20 protein-coding genes are annotated in these 15,462 nt (G+C 69.5%); 12 read left to right on the top strand and 8 right to left on the bottom strand.

Features of this window, described 5'->3' with window-relative positions; translation table 11 throughout:
• Window positions 1–153 precede the first annotated feature (153 nt).
• Window positions 154–852, bottom strand: a complete 699-nt coding sequence (locus ITJ56_RS00800; RefSeq protein ID WP_194626501.1) for a response regulator — start codon at window positions 850–852, stop codon at window positions 154–156.
• Entirely contained in the window at window positions 834–2,105 is a 1,272-nt protein-coding gene (locus tag ITJ56_RS00805; RefSeq protein WP_323749677.1) for a sensor histidine kinase, read from the bottom strand. Before ITJ56_RS00805 ends, ITJ56_RS00800 begins: the two co-directional genes overlap by 19 nt.
• A 127-nt stretch (window positions 2,106–2,232) precedes the next feature.
• Between ITJ56_RS00805 and ITJ56_RS00810 the strand changes: the two genes are divergently transcribed.
• The 6 genes from ITJ56_RS00810 (at window position 2,233) to ITJ56_RS00835 (ending at window position 6,196) form a co-directional block, all read left to right on the top strand.
• Complete coding sequence (locus tag ITJ56_RS00810; RefSeq protein WP_194626503.1) at window positions 2,233–2,418, top strand: hypothetical protein; 186 nt, start codon at window positions 2,233–2,235, stop codon at window positions 2,416–2,418.
• Window positions 2,418–2,600, top strand: a complete 183-nt coding sequence (locus ITJ56_RS00815) for a hypothetical protein (protein ID WP_152376810.1) — start codon at window positions 2,418–2,420, stop codon at window positions 2,598–2,600. Before ITJ56_RS00810 ends, ITJ56_RS00815 begins: the two co-directional genes overlap by 1 nt.
• A 220-nt stretch (window positions 2,601–2,820) precedes the next feature.
• Window positions 2,821–4,635 (top strand): alpha/beta fold hydrolase, encoded by a 1,815-nt coding sequence (locus ITJ56_RS18790; RefSeq protein ID WP_194626505.1) that lies wholly within the window; start codon window positions 2,821–2,823, stop codon window positions 4,633–4,635.
• Window positions 4,632–5,171: a DUF5819 family protein gene (locus tag ITJ56_RS00825; RefSeq protein WP_194626507.1), complete on the top strand. Its 540-nt coding sequence runs from the start codon at window positions 4,632–4,634 to the stop codon at window positions 5,169–5,171. The genes ITJ56_RS18790 and ITJ56_RS00825 overlap by 4 nt, the downstream gene beginning before the upstream one ends.
• Entirely contained in the window at window positions 5,168–5,926 is a 759-nt protein-coding gene (locus ITJ56_RS00830; protein WP_194626509.1) for a class I SAM-dependent methyltransferase, read from the top strand. Before ITJ56_RS00825 ends, ITJ56_RS00830 begins: the two co-directional genes overlap by 4 nt.
• A 102-nt stretch (window positions 5,927–6,028) precedes the next feature.
• A complete protein-coding gene (locus tag ITJ56_RS00835; protein ID WP_194626511.1) occupies window positions 6,029–6,196 on the top strand; it encodes a hypothetical protein in 168 nt (55 codons plus the stop codon).
• A 59-nt stretch (window positions 6,197–6,255) separates the two neighbouring features.
• Here the strand turns inward: ITJ56_RS00835 and ITJ56_RS00840 are convergent, their stop codons facing one another.
• The 4 genes from ITJ56_RS00840 to ITJ56_RS00855 are packed head-to-tail and all read right to left on the bottom strand — an operon-like array spanning window position 6,256 to window position 8,612.
• The gene (locus tag ITJ56_RS00840; RefSeq protein ID WP_194626513.1) at window positions 6,256–6,567 is read right to left on the bottom strand and encodes a transcriptional regulator; all 312 of its coding nucleotides are present in this window, start codon (window positions 6,565–6,567) and stop codon (window positions 6,256–6,258) included.
• Complete coding sequence (locus ITJ56_RS00845) at window positions 6,564–6,974, bottom strand: hypothetical protein (protein ID WP_194626515.1); 411 nt, start codon at window positions 6,972–6,974, stop codon at window positions 6,564–6,566. The genes ITJ56_RS00840 and ITJ56_RS00845 overlap by 4 nt, the downstream gene beginning before the upstream one ends.
• A 28-nt stretch (window positions 6,975–7,002) precedes the next feature.
• Window positions 7,003–7,698, bottom strand: a complete 696-nt coding sequence (locus tag ITJ56_RS00850) for an ABC transporter permease (protein WP_194626517.1) — start codon at window positions 7,696–7,698, stop codon at window positions 7,003–7,005.
• Window positions 7,695–8,612 (bottom strand): ABC transporter ATP-binding protein, encoded by a 918-nt coding sequence (locus ITJ56_RS00855; RefSeq protein ID WP_194626519.1) that lies wholly within the window; start codon window positions 8,610–8,612, stop codon window positions 7,695–7,697. The genes ITJ56_RS00850 and ITJ56_RS00855 overlap by 4 nt, the downstream gene beginning before the upstream one ends.
• A gap of 487 nt (window positions 8,613–9,099) precedes the next feature.
• On the opposite strand from ITJ56_RS00855, the gene ITJ56_RS00860 reads away from it, so the two are divergent.
• From ITJ56_RS00860 to ITJ56_RS00870, 3 genes are all read left to right on the top strand, one after another.
• Complete coding sequence (locus tag ITJ56_RS00860) at window positions 9,100–9,858, top strand: sensor histidine kinase (RefSeq protein WP_323749678.1); 759 nt, start codon at window positions 9,100–9,102, stop codon at window positions 9,856–9,858.
• Window positions 9,855–10,457 (top strand): response regulator transcription factor, encoded by a 603-nt coding sequence (locus ITJ56_RS00865; RefSeq protein ID WP_194626523.1) that lies wholly within the window; start codon window positions 9,855–9,857, stop codon window positions 10,455–10,457. The genes ITJ56_RS00860 and ITJ56_RS00865 overlap by 4 nt, the downstream gene beginning before the upstream one ends.
• A gap of 87 nt (window positions 10,458–10,544) precedes the next feature.
• On the top strand, window positions 10,545–10,910 hold the full coding sequence (locus tag ITJ56_RS00870) for a YciI family protein (RefSeq protein ID WP_194626524.1): 366 nt from the start codon (window positions 10,545–10,547) through the stop codon (window positions 10,908–10,910).
• On the opposite strand, the gene ITJ56_RS00875 is transcribed toward ITJ56_RS00870, so the two are convergent.
• Window positions 10,816–12,018, bottom strand: a complete 1,203-nt coding sequence (locus tag ITJ56_RS00875) for an MFS transporter (protein ID WP_323749679.1) — start codon at window positions 12,016–12,018, stop codon at window positions 10,816–10,818. The two genes, ITJ56_RS00870 and ITJ56_RS00875, sit on opposite strands and share 95 nt — an antisense overlap.
• 62 nt (window positions 12,019–12,080) lie before the next feature.
• Here ITJ56_RS00875 and ITJ56_RS00880 point away from each other — a divergent pair, with 62 nt between their 5' ends.
• Entirely contained in the window at window positions 12,081–12,671 is a 591-nt protein-coding gene (locus ITJ56_RS00880; RefSeq protein ID WP_194626529.1) for a TetR/AcrR family transcriptional regulator, read from the top strand.
• Window positions 12,668–13,561 carry an alpha/beta hydrolase-fold protein gene (locus ITJ56_RS00885; RefSeq protein ID WP_194626530.1) on the top strand — a complete coding sequence of 298 codons (894 nt, stop codon included), beginning with the start codon at window positions 12,668–12,670 and terminating at the stop codon, window positions 13,559–13,561. Before ITJ56_RS00880 ends, ITJ56_RS00885 begins: the two co-directional genes overlap by 4 nt.
• Before the next feature lie 130 nt (window positions 13,562–13,691).
• Here the strand turns inward: ITJ56_RS00885 and ITJ56_RS00890 are convergent, their stop codons facing one another.
• On the bottom strand, window positions 13,692–14,174 hold the full coding sequence (locus tag ITJ56_RS00890) for an ATP-dependent zinc protease (RefSeq protein ID WP_194626532.1): 483 nt from the start codon (window positions 14,172–14,174) through the stop codon (window positions 13,692–13,694).
• An 87-nt stretch (window positions 14,175–14,261) separates the two neighbouring features.
• Between ITJ56_RS00890 and ITJ56_RS00895 the strand changes: the two genes are divergently transcribed.
• Window positions 14,262–15,440 carry a RimK family alpha-L-glutamate ligase gene (locus ITJ56_RS00895; protein ID WP_194626534.1) on the top strand — a complete coding sequence of 393 codons (1,179 nt, stop codon included), beginning with the start codon at window positions 14,262–14,264 and terminating at the stop codon, window positions 15,438–15,440.
• Window positions 15,441–15,462: the final 22 nt, after the last annotated feature.

Genomic DNA, 15,462 nt, shown 5'->3' on the forward strand with positions numbered 1-15,462 from the left:
GGTTTGGTTGCTCGGTGCGTCGTTCTGGCGGCGCACGGTGCGATCAACGCCGCACGGGTTGAGCGACCCTGCACGGTGCGGGGTGGGTGCGGGGTGGGTGCGGGTCGGCACGGTGCGCGCTTGTTCGGCTCGTGCGGGTTCTGCTCGGCTCGGTCAGCCGGCGACGCCGTGCTCGAACGCCCAGACGACGGCCTGGATCCGGTCGCGCAGTGCGAGTTTCTGCAGCACGTTCGACACGTGGGTCTTCACGGTGGCGTCCCCGACGGAGAGCTCGGCGGCGATCTCCGCGTTGCTCAGGCCCCGGGCGAGGAGCCGCAGCACCTCGGTCTCCCGCTCGGTGAGCCCGGCGGCGGCGAGCGCGTCCTCGCCCGTCGTGGCAGGTGTCGCGGTCGTGGTGGTCGCCGAGGGCTGCGCCGCGACCGACGCCGTCGCCCGGCTGATCACCCGCCGTGTGACGTCCGGCGCGAGCAGGGCGTCCCCGGCGGCGACGGTCCGCACGGCGTCGATCAGCCGCTCGGGGGAGGCGTTCTTCAGCAGGAACCCGCTCGCTCCCGCCTCGAGCGCCTGGAACAGCGAGTCGTCGCTGTCGAACGTCGTGAGGATGAGCACCGCCGGCGGGTCCGGCAGCGCCGCGATCCGTCGCGCGGCCTCGAGCCCGTCGACGCCCGGCATCTGCACGTCGAGGCAGACCACGTCCGGACGGAGCTGCTGCACGGCCTCGACCGCCCCTGCGCCGTCCGCGGCTTCGCCCACGACCCGGAACCCGGGCTCGGACTCCAGGATCACGCGGAACCCGGCGCGGACGAGCTCCTGGTCGTCGGCCAGCACGATGGTCAGGTCGTCGGCAGCCATGCCCGCACCAGGTAGCCTCCCCGGGCTCGTGGCCCGATCTCGATCCGTCCGTCCACGGCGGCGACGCGTTCCCGCATCCCGACGTGTCCGAGGCCGCTGCCGGAGGTGCTCCGGGCAGCACGGGCACCGAGCCCGTCGTCCGTGACCTCGACCTCGACGCCGTCGTCCAGGTACCGCAGCCGGACGTCGGCGCGGGCGGTCGGTCCGGCGTGCTTGAGGATGTTCGTCACCGCTTCCTGCACGATCCGGTACGCAACCGCGGCCACCGTCGGCGGCACCGGGCGTTCGTCGCCCACGACGACGTACTCGGCGGGGTGGCCCGCCACCCGGGCGGACTCGGCCAGTTCGGCGATCCGCGTGATGCCCTCGGTGCTCGGGCCGTCGCCACCGGCCGCCCCGAGGCCGGACGCGTCGTTGTCGGAGCGCAGGGTGCCGAGCATCCGCCGGAGTTCCTCCACCGCGGTGCGGGCGCTCTCCTCGACCACCCCGAGCGAGGCGGTGGCCTGCGCGGGGTCGCGGCCGATCACGCGCCGTGCAGCACCCGCCTGCACGCCCATCAGCGAGACGTGGTGGGCGACCACGTCGTGCAGCTCGCGGGCGATCCGCACCCGCTCGATCGTGACGGCCTGGGCCGCGGACCGCTCCCGTTCGGCGGCGAGTTCGGCGGTGCGTTCCGCGAGCTCGTGTCGTGCGACCGCGGAGGCCCAGGCGCGGTTGCCGGCGTACCAGGCGGCGCCGAAGTAGATGACGTTGATGACGATGTTGAGCAGCGAGTAAGCGATGTACGGCGGGATGAGTGCGCCCGCGTCGCTCGGCAGTGCGTTCGGCACCGCCCACCCGAACGAGATAACGAGGAACAGCCACGCGAACATCCCACCGATGACGACCCAGCGGACCGCCTCGGCCCGCACCCGGTCGGAGCACCACGCGCCGACGGAGTACAACGCGATGAACAGTGTGACGTTGGTGAGGAACAGCTCTGGGACGTGAAGGAGTTGTGTGCCCGCGAACGCTGCTGCGGACGCGACGGCTGCGGTCATCGGGAACCGACGGCGGAACGCGATTGGTGCGGCATTCGCGGCGACCATGAGCACCGAGACCCACCAGGGTGCTTGGTTGTCGCCGTAGGCACCGGCCGCGCCGGACAGGGTCGTGGTGAGCGCGAGCGCCGCGGCGAAGCCGACCGCGAGGACTGCGTCGCTGCGCAGCTCGGTCGGGCCGACGGGTAACCGTTTCCATTGCTCTGCCCCCACGGTCGACACGCTAGCGGACCGCGGCGACTGCTTCCGCCCGTTCGTGACATTCGTCACTACACCCAGCCGGTCGTGGACGACAGACTCCCGTTGGGGTCACGACAACCAAACAGAAAAGGGGTGACGCGTGAAGGACGATCGCGTCTTGCACATGGTCGCACAGCGGCTGGCCACGATGCCCGCGCCGGACACCAGCCGGGCGGTCATCGACGTCGAGCGGAACCATCCGGTCCTCGGCACACCGGCGATCGCCTTCTGGGGCGGCGCCACACTCGTCGCGGCGTTCTACGACGCAGGAAGGCAGGCAGGCTGATGTCCGTCCAGATGAAGATCACCGAGATCCTCGACGAGACCGAGTGGGACACGGACAACGCGTCCATCGAGCCGACCCCTCGGCGGCCCGAACTCGGTCTCCCGGCCGTCGTCGCGACGCTCGGCGTCGCGAACGCACTGGTGGCGGCCTACAACAAGGGCAAGGCCGACTGCGGCGGTTGACGTTCGTCGTCCAGGGCGACCCCGATCGGTCAGGGTCGCCTTGGACGATCACGGCACCGGTTTCGAGCGGATGTGTCGGTCGGGGTCGAGTATTTGACGTTCATGAACAGTAAAGGTGAAATCGAGACTCATGTCAAGGCTTCCATCGTCGCGGCTGCCGAGGACCGTTGCTCCCCGGGCGACCGAACGGACCATCGGCTCGACGCTGTACCGATCCGAGGTGATCGGAGCGGTCCCCGCACTGCTCGCCAGTGCTGAGACTCTCTACAACTCGGCCCGTCGAGCGCCGATGCTCACGGACTGGAGCATCTCCCGCCAAACCTATGCCGGAGCCCCGCGGATCGTGCGGGCCGGCCTCGACCTGGTCGCTCGGGACCGTGTCAACACGGCGATGCACGTCGTCAGGGTGGTCTCGAACGCGACGTTGCTCGTGGCTCCGCCGAAGTGGCGGCTCGTCAGGGCTGCTGCGAGTCTCGCCAGTGGCCTGAGCACGGCGCTTCTCTCGCCGCGCGAGCGGTACGGGAGCGACGGCGCTGACCAGGCCACCGCCGTGGTGCAGATCAGCAACGGCGTGGCACGCCTCGGACAGACGAGACCACGGGTCACCGACGCGGCCGTCTGGAACGTCTCGCTCCAGTCCTGCCTGTCGTACACCGCAGCCGGCTGGATCAAGCTCGCAGGTGGGTCCTGGCGGGACGGCAGCGCCGTCGCCGACATCCTGCGGACTCGTGCTTACGGGAACGAGCGCATGTGGCGACTACTGGACCGGCATCCGGCCATCGGACGCGCGATGACCTGGACAGTCCTCGGCTTCGAGTGTGCCTTCCCGGTGGTCTACGTCCTCCCACCAGCTGCCGTCCGAGGCCTCATGGCTGGTGCCCTGGGCTTCCACCTCGTCAACGGACACGCCATGGGGCTGTGGCGCTTCGTGTTCGCGTTCGCCAGCATGCACCCGCACCTGACGGCCACTACCAAGGACCGGCGCACGGGGATGTCGACGGCCACTCCGGTGATGGCGGTCGTAGCGACCGGTGGTGCGATGACCGTGTCGGTGATCGCATCGATCCTCCGCCGTCAGCGGGTGCGGAACCGGACCACTATGCAGGTGGACACCGGCGCGCGGCTCGGAGTCGAAGTGGCGCCGGGCGACGACTCCAAGCCGATCGTCGTGTTCGAGAGTGGGCTCCTCGGGCTGCCGGAGCACTACGCCTGGCTCCGCCGATCGCTCCACGAGGCCGGGTACGCCACCGTCGCGTACTGCCGTCCGGGCTACGGAGCAAGCGGTGATGCTGACGGCGGGGACGTGTCCGTGTCACGAGCAGCCATGAACCTCGCTGCCCTGGTTCGCTCCGTCCGCTCGGACCATCCAGGCGTCGTCCTCGTCGGGCACTCCCTCGGCGGTGAGATCGTGCGGCGGGTCGCCCAGACGACGGATGCGATCGCAGGTGTGGTCTACCTCGATCCCACGCACCCGGATCAGCTGAGTCGTTCCGAAGCGCAGCGAGCGACCGTTCGCGACTTCTCCGACAACCTCGCGTCGTTCGACTTCTCGACCCGGTTGTCCCTCGGGACCTTCCTCACCGTCCCTGCGTGGATTCGCACGCTCCCGTCCGACGCTCAGGCGCGGGCTGCCGACCAATTCCGGGACGGCCGGCTCTGGCGCGCTGGTCGGAAGGAATGGACTGCCATGCGCCACGACCTCGCGCAGGGTGCCGCGGTGGGGCCGAATCCATCGGTTGCGGCGCTGCTGGTGAGCGCAGGGCGAACGCTCCAAGGTGATCCGGACATCCTCGCTCTGCATAACGAGATCATCGACGCTCATGCCGGACACACCCTCGTGCGGAACGTGGTCATCGACGACGTGACACATGACTCGATGTTGACGAACCCCGACCATGCAGCGCGACTCGCGCAGACGCTCCGTGCCTTCCTCTACGACCTAGAACCAAGCGCCGCGCACTCCGTGGTGCGCGGCGGTGGAGCGCGATCTGGTTCCGAGTTCCGTCCGGACTCGCACGAGGAGGCAGTCGTATGATCGCCCCGATGGCGTTCGGGGCGCATCTCGCCGCGACGGTCTTCACGCAGCTTCCCGGCAACGGGTTCGGTCGAGTCCGCGAAGTCGACTTGTTCGCACTCGTACCGAGTTGGAGGTTCTTCGCGCCCAAGCCCGCCACGACCGACTACCACCTCTTCGCGCGCGGCCTCGACGCCGGAGGAACGACGACCGGCTGGATCGACCTCCACCCGCCGGTGGATCGGACGTTGCGGCACGCGGTCTGGTTTCCCGAGCACCGGGTGCAGAAGGCGGTCTTCGACGTCATGACCGATCTGCTCAGTGTGTTCCGCTCTGTGGATGGGCTCTCGGTCAACGAGCAACCGCCCTATCGAGTGCTCGAGGGCTACGTGCGACGCCTCGCGGCTGCTCGTCCCGAACTCGCGGCGTCCGACGATGTCCAGTTCTGCATCGCCACGAGTACGGGATTCGATGAGTCCATCGACCCCGCGGTGCTGTTCGTGTCTCGGCGGATACCCGTTACCGAGCCTGCCGACTCTGCAGCGGTGCGCGCATGACGGACGTGACCGACTACGGGGCGCAGTTCGCGGACATCTACGACGACCTCATCCCGCGAGTGTCGTTCACGGACGACATGGTGCGGTGGGTGCTCGCGCTCGTCGACGAGGCGGCTCCGTCTGTGCTCGAGTTGGGTGTCGGGACCGGACGCGTGCTCGTGCCGCTCGCTCGAGTCCTCCGCGGGCGCGGTTCGAACGCCTCGCTGGTCGGGGTCGATGCGTCCCCCGAGATGCTTGCGCGTCTCGACGCCACCGCACTCGGCCTGGACGTGTGCGCCGTCACTGCCGACATCCGGGCGTTCCGGACCGAGGAACGGTTCGACATGGTGCTCTGTGTCTGCAACACCATCGGGATGAGCATTGACCCCGGTGCAGAGGCCGAGGTGTTCCTGACGGCCGCAGCCGCGCTGCGGCCGGGCGGAGTGCTGGTCGTCGAGACACAGAACGCAGAGCTCGTCCGCGGGTTCTTCGGCCCGGATGGCCCGGGCGCCGTCTTCGCGCCGTACCCCGGGCGCACACGTGGCCTGGTCTCGTTCGGCTCGGTCGTCGATGACGTCTTCCACGCCGATCAGGTCTGGATTGACGGAGACCGCGTGGTCCGACGAAGCGAATCGGTCCGCCTGGCCGACGTAGCCGACCTGATTCGGTGGGCAGATGCTGCAGGGCTGCGACTCGAGGGCCACTACACCGATCTCAGCGGACAGCCGGCGGACCGGCCGTCCGTCCACGACGTCCTCGTGTTCCGGGCCCACTGACCCCACCGGCCGAGGGCGAGGGGCCGAGTCAACCGGCTCGGCCCCGCCACCCGCCCGGCGCTTCGTGCCGGACACCGATCCACCGAACCCAAGGAGAACACGATGACCCTTATCGAGAGCATCACCGAGCAGGCCAGCGTTCACGAAGCGCGAACCTCCCGAGACCGCGCAGCGTTGGTCGACTCGTCCGCCGACGTCGTGATGGGAACCCCGACGTTCTTCTTGGCCGGTGTCGGCGTTGCGCAGCTGATCGTCACCACGCTCGACTGAGCAAGCCACGACCGGGCGGTCCCAGTGGGGCCGTCCGGTTGCGCATTCGCTGTGCTGTCTCAGGTGGAATGCGATTCTGCGATGGTCCGCAGCACTGTCAGATGATGCTCGAAGGCAACGCGCCCGTTATCTGTGATCGCAAGCCAGCTCCGTGTACTGCGTCCGACCCGCAACCGACGAACCGTGACGAAGTCGGCGTCCCGGAGGACGGTGGCGGCCTGCGACAGCGTGGAGTCACTGACTTCGAGGGCATCGCGGACTGCCCTGAACTCGGCTTCGTCAACCGTGCGGAGCAGAGCCAGCAGCGAGAATCGAACCGGTGAGTGCACCCGGTCGTCAAGCTCGTGCCTTGGATGCGGGCCCGGTGTCATCGTCGACGCGGCCGGGCGAGCACCGCAGCCACGATCAGGGGTGCGGCAACGACCAACGACGTCGCGCCCCAGGCCGCCACCGAAGCGGTGCCATCGAGGCCTCGCAGTACCGCGGCTTCGAGCGGTGCGACAGCGAGCAGGTACAGGATGCCGGTGGTCGCCCAGGCTGCTGTCATGAGCTTGTTGCCGCCTCGTGGCACGACGCGCCGAGTGGCGGCCACGAGCCAGAGTGTGACGACGATCGCTGCTGCGACCACGAGGCTGAGGAGCCGGGGGGTGCCCAGTCCTTCGACGAAGAATACGAACCCAGCAACGACCACTGCACTGCACAGGAACACGGGGGACTGCCAGCCGCGGCCGTGTCCGAGGCGGGCTTCGGGTCCAGAGGGTCGATCAAGAGCGCTCATGTTCATAGATCCTAAACGTGTATTCGGGTCACGACCTGACGTCCCAGCGGAACACCAGTTTCGCGACGAACCCGCCGAGTGCCACCCAGCCAAACGTGGGCAGCAGGAACAGCCAAGTCGCCCCGAGGTCCCCGGTCCACGACGCCTCGGCGAGCAGTGCGATTCCTCCACCGGGGAGCCAGCCGGCGATCGGTTGGTCCGACATGAGCGCCCACACGGCCACGACGATGGTGCCCATGAACACCGGGAGGCACGTGTACTGTGCGCTCTCCGGCGAACCGGTCACTCCCGCAGTGGCCATCGCGAGGCCAATGAACATCGCCTCGGCGGCGATGACCGTGAGGCCGAGCAACCACGGGTGCGTGAGCGGCTCGCCCGTGGTGGTGCCCAGCACGATCAAGACGATCGCGAGCTGGACGAGGTTGACGACCACGATGGGGAGCGTCATCCCGAGGAGGATTTCCACATCGGACGGCACGGTGCTCCGGAGGCGCTTCAAGAAGTGTGTCTGCCGTCGTGCCGCAAGCGTCGTGGTGGACACGGAGTAAGTGCCCATCGCGCTGAGACCGACCACGATGCACGCACTCGCGTACGCGGCTGAGCCGTTGCGCGCTCCGGAGAACACGAAGAATGCGCCGAATGCGATCGGCAGGAGCACTGCGCTCGCGAGGACGGTCCGGTTCCTGAGCAACATGAGCAGCTCGGCGCGGGCGATGGCGATCACTGGACGGTCTCCGTCCCGTTCTGGTCCCGACCGAGCCGGTTGAAAACGGCCTCGAGCCGTGGTGCGGCCGTCGTGAGGTCCGCGACGCTTGCGCCGGTCCGATCTGACCATGCGAAAACCGCTCGCACGGTCGACTGAACGTCGCTGGTCCGGATCGTCATGCGGCCGTCGTGATCGCGGACGGCGTCGAGGTCCGTGATCGCGGATCCGGAATCCGTCCGGAACGAGACGGCGCCGATCTCTCGAGCGAGGATCTCGCTCGCGCTGCCGGCTGAGACGATCCTGCCTGCGTGCATGAGGACGATGCGGTCAGCGTGCCGTTCTGCTTCTTCGAGGTAGTGAGTGGAGACCACGACCGTAGTGCCCTGTCTGCGGAGGCTGTCGATGTGTTCCCAGATCCCGGACCGTGCTGTCGGGTCCAGACCGGTCGTCGGTTCATCGAGGAGCAGGAGCTCCGGTCCGCCCCACACGGCAGCGGCGAGGTCGAGTCGTCGGCGCTCTCCGCCGGAGAGCGACTTCACCGGACGACGAGCATGGTCGGTCAGGCCGACGAGGTCGAGCACACGGCCCAGGTCGTCGTGTCTACCGGAGACCTCGCCGAGTACTCGGAGGCACTGCTTGACGGAGAGGTCCGGGGATGTGCCGCCTTCCTGGAGCACGGCGCCTGTCCGGCGGTGCACTTGACGGCGGTTCTGAGGGTCGAGGCCGAACACCCGGACCGATCCCTGGTCCGGGGTGGTGTGGCCTTGAATGATGTCGAACAAGGTCGACTTCCCTGCTCCGTTCGTGCCGAGCACGGCTGTCACTTGGCCGGCGGGGACGTCGAGATCGACGTTGCAGAGCACCTGGCTGTCTCCGAAGCGATGGTCGACGCCCCGGGCCTCGATGACGTGGTCCAGTGCAACAGGATGCATGGAGTCAGTCTGTGGCTCGAAGGTGCTCTGGCACAGTGACAGACAGCAGCGTCGCGCATGACAATTGTCAGGTCTCGAAGCTAGGCTCAGACGGAGTTCTACCACGAATGTCAGATATCGGGGGATGTCCATGGGGATAGGTGCTGCGCAGCAGGGCGGACGAGTGACAGTGGGGCCGCCGGGTGCGGACCCACTGAGACGACTGCACCGCTACACGACGCTCAGCCTCGTCGCTGCACTGGCACTGACCGCCGTTTCGCTGGCACCGCGAGTCGAGGACGTCACCGTGCGGGCGATCTTCCTGGTCGGCGCGGCCGTCGCCTCGCTGCTCGCAGTCTGGTGGGACCGGCGCGCTCCGAGCGCGATCTTCGCCAGCGGAGTGGCATTGACCGCTCCGCTCTGGGCTGTCGGGGCGCTCGCCGGAGAGGGCCTCGCGGTCGTCCCGGTCGCACTGGTCCTCGCGTTCCGCACGCCCCACGTCCGTCGAGTGATCGTCCACGTGGTGGTGCTGGTGACGGCGCTGATTGCCGTGCCGACCGTTGTCACGTCGGCCGATCATGACGGCGGTGCCTTCTTCGACATCGCGGTAATCGCGTTCCTCGGTTTCGGCGCCGCCTACGGGGTCGTGCTCCTCAACGGCTACGCCTGGCGCCTTGCCTCGGGCATCGCCGCGGCGGGACGGGCGGAAGCCGAGCTTGCTGTCCTCCGAGAGCGTGTTCGGTTCGCGAGTGATCTACACGACGTGCAGGGACACAGCCTCCACGTGCTCCGGATGCGCCTCGCCACTGCCGAGGTACTCCTCGAGCGTGATGGCCGGGCAGCTGCGGACGAGCTCCGCGCGGCGTCCGAACTCGTCGAGGACTCCATCCGGATAGGTCGATCGCTCGCATTCGGGGAGCGCGAAGTCGTGCTCGAACAGGAGGTGACTAACGCAGTGAACCTCTTCGACGCCGCCGCCATCCGATGCGAAGTCGATGCTCGCGGTACCGTGCCGCCGGAACGGAACAGGCTCTTCGGTCAGCTCGTCCGAGAGAGCGCGACAAACATTCTGCGTCATGCGCAGGCGACGTGGGTGCGGATCGAGATCACCCCCGACAGTGTGCTGGTCGAGAATGACGGTGTGTGTCGGCCGACTGCTGCGCCGCGAGGACTCGCGACGCTCGGTGGGCGATTCCGAGCCGATGGCGGTTCGTTCTCGAGTGGCGTCGTCGAGGACGTGTTCCGAGTCCGGGGTTTCGTCGCATGACGACTGTGCTCGTCGCCGAGGACGAAGCGCTCATGCGTGCGGCGCTCGTGTCGTTCATCGGGCACGCAGAAGGGGTCGACGTGGTCGCCGAGTGCGCGAACGGAGCCGAGGCAGTCGCCGAGCACGCGCGTGTCTCACCGGACGTCGTCCTGCTCGACCTCGAGATGCCGGTCCTCGACGGGCTCGGTGCGGCCAGGGAAATTCTCGCTGCGCGACCGGAGGCCGCCGTGCTCATCGTCACGAGGCACGCTCGACCTGGAGTGCTCCGTCGTGCGTTGCGTGCCGGAGTTCGCGGGTTCCTCTCCAAGGACGTCGGACCAGGCAAGCTCCTCGAGGTGGTGGAAGAGCTTGCGGCGGGCCGGCGCTACGTGGACCCCGACATCACCGCGGCGGCGATGTCGGATGACAGCCCGCTCACCGACCGCGAGTCGGAGCTGCTGGAGTTGACCGACCTCGGGATGAGCGTCCGCGAGATGGCGGCAGCGCTGCATCTTGCACCGGGCACCATCCGGAACTACCTCTCGACTGCCATGGCGAAGACCGGGACCTCGTCTCGGCTGTCCGCGGCCCGCTCGGCGCGCGCGCGAGGCTGGGCCTGACTCGACCTGATTGCGGGTGCATCGCGCTGCGTTGGGTGGTCGGTGCACGGCAGGAGTAGCCTCCCGCCAACGAGCAGGGGAGACGCCATGCAGTTCCTCGTCAACGTCATCGACGACGGCCAGGCCGCCGCCGTCGGCAACACGTACTCCGCGACCGACGCGGAAGCCGCCGCGGTCGATGCCTTCAACCAACGGATGGCCGACGCGATCGTGTTCGCCGCCGGGGTCTCCGCACCCGCTGACGCCACCGTGGTCGACGCCCGCGAGGGCGCGGCCGCTACGACGGCCGACACGACGACCCGGCCCGCCACGACCGTGCCCGCGACGAGCACCGACGAGTACGTCGCCGGGTTCTGGGTCATGGACCTCCCGGATGCCGAGACGGCTGCCCGGGTGGCGCACCAGGCGTCGCAGGCGTGCAACCGGAAGATCGAGCTCCGCCCGCTGCTCTGACGGCACGGACCCCACCCGGCCGACGGACCACCGCGGGGACGGCGCTCGCCGCGGTCACGCCTGCCCCGACCACGAACGTCGCGACGAACCCGATCGCACCGACGAGCGCTCCGGCACCCGCGGCGCCGACGGCCTGCCCGAGCACGAGTGCGACGAACAGCATCGACGTGCCCGCCGACGACCGCTCGGCATCGATCTCGGTCGTCCACGCGATCAGTGCCCCGGTCGCCGCCGTGTAGCCCCAGCCGAACACGGCACACGCCAGCAGTGCCGCGACCGTCGCTTGCGGCAAAGCCCCCAGCACCACGACGGCGACGGCGACCGAACCCGCCGTGACCGCCCAGAGCCTCCGGGCGCGCAGTCCGTTCGTCCACCGCGTGGTGACCACGACGGCCGCTCCACCGATCCCGAGCGCGATCCAGGCCGACACCGAGACGACGACCGACGCGCCGGCCTCGACCAGCGCCGAACGTCCGTAGGTCCAGACCACGGCGGAGCCCGCCCCGAACAGCAGCGCCAGCACGAGGACCCCTCGGTGCGCCGCGAACCACGGAGCACCCGGCAGCGGAGGCCGGGATGCCGCCGTGCCACCCCGGGACACCACGAGCAGCAGGGTGCCGATCGCCAGCGAGAACACCCCAGACGCCGCCCAGGCCGTCCGCCAGTCGGGCAGCAGTACGAGGGCGAGCACCCCGGCGCCCACGAGCCCGGGGCCGGTGCCGGCGTTCACGATCGCCTGCGCTCGACCGAGCAGCGCCGACGGCACCTGCTCGGCGACGATCCGCACGAGGGCGGGGGACGCGAGTCCGGCACCTGCCGACGCGAGCACGGCGCTGATGCCGAACGCCAGCGAGCCGCCGGCCGTCGCCATGGTGATCGCACCGACCCCGGCCACCAGGGTCGCGACCGTGACGAGCACGCGGGGCATCCGTGCGGCGAGCAGGAACCCGGCCACCGCACCGACGCAGTAGAGCGCAGAGGCACCCGACGAGACCCACCCGGCGGCATCTGCCCGGAGCACCAGGTCCCGTTGCACGTCGGGCAGGAACAGCCCGTACGCCAGGCGCACCAGGCCGTAGGTGGCGGCGATCAGGCCGAGTCCGCTCACCAGGAGCAGTCGATGTCGTAACGAAAACGATCGTTTCACTTTTCAGAGCCTAGGGTGCTCTCATGGTGATGCGCCCAGGGACCGAGCAACGGCTGCTCGACGCCGCCGAGGAGCTCTTCTTCTCACAGGGCATCGCTGCCACCCCGATCGACGCCGTCCTCGAACGGGCCGGGGTCTCGACGGCCACGCTGTACCGCGGCTACGCGAGCAAGGAGTCGCTCGTCGCCGCGGCACTCACCCGTCGCCACGATGACTGGATCGCCACCTGGGACCGTGCGGTCGCCGCGGAACGGGACCACCTGGGCCGACTCCTGTCGGTGTTCGACGCCCTCGACGACTACCGCTCGACGCCCACGGGCTCCCGCTGGTGCGCCTTCCTCGGCACCGCCGCCGAGTACGCGGACGCTCCCGCCGAGGTCCGGCAGGTCCTGGACCTCGAGACCACCACGTTGCGCCGTCGGCTCGTGGCGCGGGCGGTGCCGGTGGTCGGTCCCCGTGCCGAGGCCCTCGCCGACCAGCTGCTCCTCATCGTCTCCGGTTACCTCGCGATGCGGTTGCGCGACCCCGCGCTCGACACGACGACGGCACGGTCCGTCGCCGCGTCCCTCATCAGGGAACACACCACACCCGACGGAACGGCGCCCACCACATGACCCGATCGCGGGCTGTCACGATCACCCGCCGTTCCCTGCTGATCGGTGGCACGGGCGTCGTCGCAGCGGGAGCCGTGGCCGAGGCGATCAACCTCAGCCTGCTGCCCGGACGCTCGACCCTGTACCGGGTCCTCGGTCTGGACGGCACCGACGGCACGGTCCCCGACGTCGAGCCGGTCCCCACCGCCTCCGGCACCTTCATCTCGACCGCGCGGAACGGTCGCACCGTCGGCTGGACGATCGCGGCGCCGGCGTCCGACACCCCCTTGCCGGTGGCGGTCGCCCTGCACGGCTACGGCGACGACCACACGTCGTTCTTCGGGCGGAGCCTGGGCTACGACCGGTTCCTCGCAGCGCACGTCGCCGACGGCGGAGCACCGTTCGCGATCGCCTCGATCGACGGCGGCAACCGCTACTGGCACCGGCGTGCCGACGGCGACGACCCCGCCGCGATGGTCGTCGACGAGTTCCTGCCCCTGATCGCCCGCCGCGGCTTCGACACGGACCGCCTCGCCCTGACCGGCTACTCGATGGGTGGCTTCGGCGCGCTCCGGCTCGGCGGGGTCCTCGGTGCCTCGCGCGTCCGGGCCGTCTCGGCCATCAGCCCCGCGCTCTGGACGTCGGCCGCCGACACCGCTCGCGGCGCCTTCGACGATGCTGCCGCCTTCCGCGCGAACACCGTCCTCGGCCGGCAGCGCGCGCTCGACGGCGTCGCCGTCCGCGTCGACTGCGGCAACGGGGACGGGTTCGCGCCCGCGGTGCACGCATACGTCGACGGCTTCGCGAAGCATCCGGCCGGGGGCTTCGAACCCGGCGCCCACACGCACGGCTACTGGCGCCGCCTGGCGCCCCAGCAGCTCGCCTTCCTCGGCCGCCACCTCGGTCGCTGACCCGACCAGCGCCCCGACCCGCGCTCGGGACGCGCGTCGAGGCGGACGGGAGGCCCGTGGCAGCCCCGCACCGCGCCTCCAGGCCGTCGAGCGGTCACCGCAACGGCCCGTGCCGCGTGACCAGGAGCGCTCAGGCGCGACCGCGGTTGCGGCGCCGGATCTCCTTCGGAGCCCGCCCGGCCATGAAGGACCGCGCGGGATCGACGAGGAAGCCCTGCCGGAGCGCCTCGCGACCGACGAGCATCCGGAACCCCATCTGGTCCCGGTTGCTCAGCGTGACCTCGGACTCGACGACCTGCCCGGCCAACGCGATCCGCGTGCGGACGACGATGCGCTCCTGGGTGTGCCCGGTCGAGCTGCGGACGATGCGGCGGTCGTGCACGTCGCACTCGATGGTGGAGGCGTCGGCATCGGTGTCCTGCCAGGGGTGCAGCGAGAACCGGACCCGCTCGCCGGGCAGTTCCTCGAGGTCGAATGCGTGCAGCGCCGAGGTCCGGGCGCCCGTGTCGAGCTTCACCTTGATCCACGGCACGCCGAGGTCCGGCAACCCGGCCCATTCCCGCCACCCGGCGACGACGAGCCCGCTGTCGGAGGACTTCGGAACTCGGACCATGTGCCCATCCTGTCGCATGCTCCGCGGCCACGTCCGCATGCTTGGATGGAGCGTCGCCGTCGATCCGACCCCGCGGAGAACCCCTCGATGAAACTCGCCATCCTGTCGCGTGCGCCCCAGGCGTACTCGACCCAGCGCCTCCGCGCAGCGGCGCTCGACCGCGGACACGAGGTCAAGGTGCTCAACACGCTGCGCTTCGCGATCGACCTGTCCGGCGAGGACCCGGACCTGCTGTACCGCGGCAAGCTCCTGAGCGACTACGACGCCGTGCTGCCCCGCATCGGCAACTCGATCACCTACTACGGCACCGCCGTGGTGCGCCAGTTCGAGCAGATGGACGTGTACACGCCGAACACGGCGAACGGCATCACGAACTCGCGCGACAAGCTGCGGGCGAACCAGATCCTGTCGCGGCACGACATCGGCATGCCGGCGACGACCTTCGTGGCCGGTCGCAACGACGTGCGCGGGGCGATCGAACGGGTCGGTGGTGCTCCCGTCGTCATCAAGCTGCTCGAGGGCACGCAGGGCATCGGCGTGATCCTCGCGCCGGAGGCCAAGGTCGCCGAGTCGATCGTCGAGACCCTGCACTCGACGAAGCAGAACGTCCTGATCCAGCGCTTCATCGCGGAGAGCCGCGGTCGTGACATCCGCGCGCTCGTCGTCGGCGACCGGGTGGTGGCGGCGATGCGCCGGACCGCCTCGGGCGATGAGTTCCGGTCGAACGTGCACCGTGGCGGCACCGTCGAGAAGGTCACGCTGTCGCCCGAGTACGAGGCGGTCGCGGTCCGATCGGCGCAGATCATGGGCCTCAAGGTCGCGGGCGTCGACATGCTCGAGGGCAACGACGGTCCGCTCGTGATGGAGGTCAACTCCTCACCAGGGCTCGAGGGCGTCGAACGCGCCACGGGCCTCGACATCGCCGGGGCCGTCGTCGACTTCATCGCGAACCAGGTCGCGTTCCCGGAGATCGACGTCCGTCAGCGGCTGTCCGTGTCGACGGGCTACGGTGTGGCCGAGCTCCTCGTGCACACCAACGCCGACCTGGTGGGCAAGACCATCAAGGATTCCGGCCTCTGGGACCGCGACATCACGGTGCTGACCCTGCACCGCGGCTCGAACGTGATCCCGAATCCGCGCAGCGGCGTGGCGCTCGAGGCGGGGGACCGCCTGCTCTGCTTCGGCAAGCTCGAGGAGATGCGGTCGATGATCCCCGAGCGCCGGAAGCGGCGCGCGAAGGTCCGGAAGCTCCCGAAAGACGTCTGACACGGCGCGCCCAGCGCATCCG

The organism is Curtobacterium sp. VKM Ac-1376 (assembly GCF_015351025.1).
GTDB lineage: Bacteria > Actinomycetota > Actinomycetes > Actinomycetales > Microbacteriaceae > Curtobacterium.